We start from the raw sequence: 3,992 nt of genomic DNA on the forward strand, positions 1-3,992 counted from the left end.
GTGGCCGCCGACGCCGACCGCGACGCCCGGTTTTTCGAAGGGGTGCTCGCCGCGGTCGACGACCTGGTGCCCCGCGCCGAGGTGCTGCGGCCGGGGCTGGTGGTGGTACCGGTGCGCGGGGCGGCCCGCTTTTTCGGGTCCGAGGAGGCGGCGGCCGAGCGGCTGATCGACGCGGTGGCCGCGGCCGGCGCCGAGTGTCAGGTCGGGATCGCCGACCGGTTGTCCACCGCGGTCTTCGCCGCCCGCGCGGGCCGCATCGTGGAGCCGGGCGCCGACGCGCGGTTTTTGTCGGCGTTGTCGATCCGCCAACTCGCCACCGAGCCCAGCTTGTCCGGTCCGGGCCGCGAAGAACTCACCGATCTGTTGTGGCGGTTGGGGATTCGCAGCATCGGGCAGTTCGCCGCGCTGTCGTGCACCGATGTGGCGTCACGGTTCGGCGCCGACGCGGTGACCGCGCACCGGTTCGCCCGCGGCGAACCGGAACGCGGGCCATCCGGGCGGGCGCCGCCGCCGGAACTCGACGCCGTACTGCATCCCGACCCCCCGATCGATCGGGTCGACGCCGCAGCCTTCGCCGGGCGTTCGCTGGCTGCCACGTTGCATCAGAGGTTGCTGGCCGCCGGGGTGGGCTGCACCCGGCTGGCCATCCACGCCGTCACCGCGAACGACGAAGAGCTGCAACGGGTGTGGCGTTGCGCCGAGCCGTTGACCGAGGATGCCACCGCCGATCGGGTGCGCTGGCAACTGGACGGCTGGTTGCACCAGCGGACCGCCGAAGAGCGACCCACCGCCCCGGTGACGTCGCTGCGCCTGCAGGCGGTGGAGGTGGTGTCCGCATCAGGGGGCCTACAGCTGCCGCTGTGGGGCGGTCTCGGCGACGACGACCGGCTACGCGCCCGCCGGGCGCTGGTGCGGGTGCAGGGCCTGCTCGGCCCGGAGGCGGTGCAGGTGCCGGTGCTGTCCGGCGGTCGCGGCCCGGCCGAACGCATCACGCTGACGCCGCTGGGCGACGAGCCGGTGCCACGGGCCGACCCGCGTCAGCCCTGGCCGGGTCAACTGCCCGAGCCCTCACCGACGGTGCTGCTCGACGATCCGGTGGAAGTGCTTGACGCCCAGGGTAATCCGATACGGGTGACCAGCCGGGGCATGTTCTCCGCGGATCCGGCGCAGGTGGACGGCGCCGGTCACCGTGGTCGGCTGCTCTGGTGGGCCGGTCCGTGGCCGGTCGACGAACGCTGGTGGGATCCCGAGCATACCGGGGGCCGCACCGCCCGGGCGCAGGTGCTGCTGGAGGGCGAGTGTGCGCTGCTGCTGTGCTACCGCCACCGGCGCTGGTACCTCGAAGGCCGCTACGAGTGACCGCACTCGCACCGAGCGAGAACCTACGGCGAAAAAACCTTGAATCCGCCCGCGAGAATCCCGCCGCCAGTACACGTCCGGCGCGGACGACGGTTCAGTCAAGTCCGCGCGCGAACAGCCCGACCCGGTCGACGAACCGGTCGAAGAACGCCGCCGGATCGACGTCGACGCCGATGAGCGCGTTCGGTTCTCGACGTCCCGACCAGTCGGTGACCGTCATGCCGCGCGTCAGGGTCCCGGCCAGCTCGACATCCACCGCCGCCGGACGGGTCGCCACCAGATCCGGATCCAGCGCGACGGCAGCCGCCAGTGGATCATGCAGATGCGCCAGATATCCGTGCCCGTTGTCGCGATAGGCCTCCAGGTAGAACCGCATCGCGTCCTCGATCACCCGGATCAGCGGATTGGACGCCGACGAGCGGGTGCCCCGCTCGTCGTCAGCGCTCATCACCGTTGTCGTCGACCCCGCCGCGGCCGCCAACCTCACCAGGACCTGCGGTGTCATCGCCACGTTGCGGGTCAGGTCCAAGCCACACAGGATCGGGGCCTTACCCGACGCCGCCGCCCAGGCCGTCAGCACCGCGGCCGCCGCCTCGGGGTCCACGCTGATGTTCCATTCGGCCACCGGCGTGGTGTTGCCGCGGTGATCGTAGGAGCCACCCATGACCACCAGCCGGCGCAGCAGCGTCGGCAGCGCGGGTTCGGCCTCCAACGCCAGCGCCAGATTCGTCAACGGGCCGGTGGCCACGCCGATCAGCTCGCCGGGAAAGGCGTGTGCCGCGCGTACCCAGGCGCTCGCGGCGTCGTAGCCGGTCAGCCGACGGTCGGTCGACGGCAGGTCCGCATACCCCATGCCGCGGGGACCGTGGACTTGTGAAGGTGTGCGCATCGGGCCGGTCAGGGTGCCGTCCGCACCCTTGGACACCGGTACGCCGGTGATCCCGCACAGTGCGAGCAAACCGAGGTTATTCGCGCAAACCTGTTGTACCGCAACGTTTCCCCCGGTCGAGGCGATACCGACCAACTCGGCGTCCGGGCTGGCCAGCAGGTACACCAACGCCAGCGCGTCGTCGACGCCGGTGTCCACATCGGCGAAAACGGGGAGTGCGGCTCCGGCGGCTGCGCTCACCGCGGCAACGATACCGGGATCGGCGATCACGCCGTCACGGTGACCACACCGCCCGGGCTGCTCACGACGAGATAACCTCGCACCCCGACGATGCGCAGGCGCTGTGCGCCGATCGTGCCGTCGGGTCGGTCAGAAGTTGAAGTTGCGGATGCCGTCCCAGTCGACCAGTCGCCATCCCGTCGTCGGGCTGCCGGTGATCACCACCCGCGCCATGTTGGGCAGCGGATGCTTGGTTGCCAGGCCGTCGTTGGGGTTTTTGACATTCATCAGCGTCCAGTAGGCGATCGCGACGCCGTGCGAGAACGCGATGGGCTTTTTGTCGCCGCTCTCGTAGATCTTCTGGACTGCGGCGCTGAACTGGTTGTTGAACTGTGTGCCGTCGATCGATCCCGGGATGGCTTCGCGGCGGTCGCCCCTGAGCCAGCCGGCCGGCGCCAGCAGATACGTCAGGTCGGCCCTGTCCGTGCGTGTGCCGTTGAACCAGCCGGCGTTGATTTCCCGCAGGCCGGGCAGGATTTCGACCTGCTTGCCGAGGTCGTGGGCCAACGGGGCGGCGGTCTGCTGGGCGCGCAGCATGGTGGAGGCGTAGACGCCGTCGTAGCCGTTGCGGGCCAGCTGGCGGGCGCCCTGCTCGGCCTGGACGCGGCCTTGCTCGGTGAGACCCGGCCCCGGCACGTCGGTGTTGATGAGTCCCTCGGCGTTGGCCTCGGACTCGGCGTGCCGGACGAAGGTGATGGTGATGGCACGCACGTGCGGCGTCGACGAGCAGGCGCCGACGACGGCCGCCGCGGCCAGGACGGCCAGTGCCTTGGAGATGAGTCTGCGGTTGGGCATGGGGATAGCCTGCCTTGCCGACGGCGTTCGCGTGACGCATTTGCCGCGGTTGGCCACAGCCGACCCTGGCTCCCGCCGGCGCCGTGGGCCCGGCATCAACTCAAACCCACGCTCGGTCAACGCATGCCTTACGGGCTTCCAACATTGGACAGTCGCCTTCATCACCACCTTGGATGACTCGATTTTCGGTCAGCCAGTCCGCAAACTGCGCGAGCTCGCCGGCGAACGCCCGAAACGTCACCACCTCCGACACCCGCTTGCGCCGACGACCCGGAAAACGGGGATACCCAACCACCTCTAATTTATCGATATCGATTCCGGCGCGACGGGACACGACGACATCCACCGTCAAATATCCATCCGCTCAACCCACTTCAAGAAGATCACGCTGATCGACGGCATGCGCGCCGAGGGTTCCTTCGAGGCCGCTCGGGAACGTCTCACGAACGCCGCCCGAGAGATCGCCGACCGGATCAGCGCCGCCGTGCCCGGCCAAAGCTGGAAATTGAACGACCACTCCTACGGGCGAGACGCTTACAGAGACGGATCGCTATGCGAAAACTTGGACCCCGATATCGCGCGGCGGCCGGAAGCCAAGCGTATTGACTTCGGCCACACGTTCTCTGCGTCGGAGTTCAAGACCGCTGCCGATATCGTGCGTCAGGAAGCT

The 3,992-nt window shown here is 69.3% G+C and carries 4 protein-coding genes and 1 pseudogene; 2 read left to right on the forward strand and 3 right to left on the reverse strand.

Annotated features, from left to right (window positions below):
* The coding region (locus tag ABDW21_RS11895) for a DNA polymerase Y family protein (protein WP_343710478.1) at positions 1-1,359 on the forward strand (1,359 nt) is incomplete at its 5' end.
* A 94-nt stretch (positions 1,360-1,453) separates the two neighbouring features.
* Here ABDW21_RS11895 and ABDW21_RS11900 read toward each other — a convergent pair.
* The 3 genes from ABDW21_RS11900 to ABDW21_RS11910 all read right to left on the reverse strand — a co-directional run bounded on the left by ABDW21_RS11900 (position 1,454) and on the right by ABDW21_RS11910 (position 3,668).
* Entirely contained in the window at positions 1,454-2,515 is a 1,062-nt protein-coding gene (locus ABDW21_RS11900; RefSeq protein WP_343710479.1) for a nucleoside hydrolase, read from the reverse strand.
* A gap of 102 nt (positions 2,516-2,617) precedes the next feature.
* On the reverse strand, positions 2,618-3,322 hold the full coding sequence (locus tag ABDW21_RS11905) for a histidine phosphatase family protein (RefSeq protein ID WP_343600640.1): 705 nt from the start codon (positions 3,320-3,322) through the stop codon (positions 2,618-2,620).
* A gap of 100 nt (positions 3,323-3,422) precedes the next feature.
* Positions 3,423-3,668, reverse strand: coding sequence for a hypothetical protein (locus ABDW21_RS11910; protein WP_343600639.1), 246 nt, complete (start codon positions 3,666-3,668; stop codon positions 3,423-3,425).
* Positions 3,669-3,698: 30 nt separating this feature from the next.
* Between ABDW21_RS11910 and ABDW21_RS11915 the strand changes: the two are divergent.
* A pseudogene (locus ABDW21_RS11915) lies at positions 3,699-3,992 on the forward strand (LppA family lipoprotein); the annotation flags it as partial.

This window comes from Mycobacterium sp. (assembly GCF_039583805.1).
In the GTDB taxonomy this organism is placed as follows: Bacteria; Actinomycetota; Actinomycetes; order Mycobacteriales; family Mycobacteriaceae; genus Mycobacterium.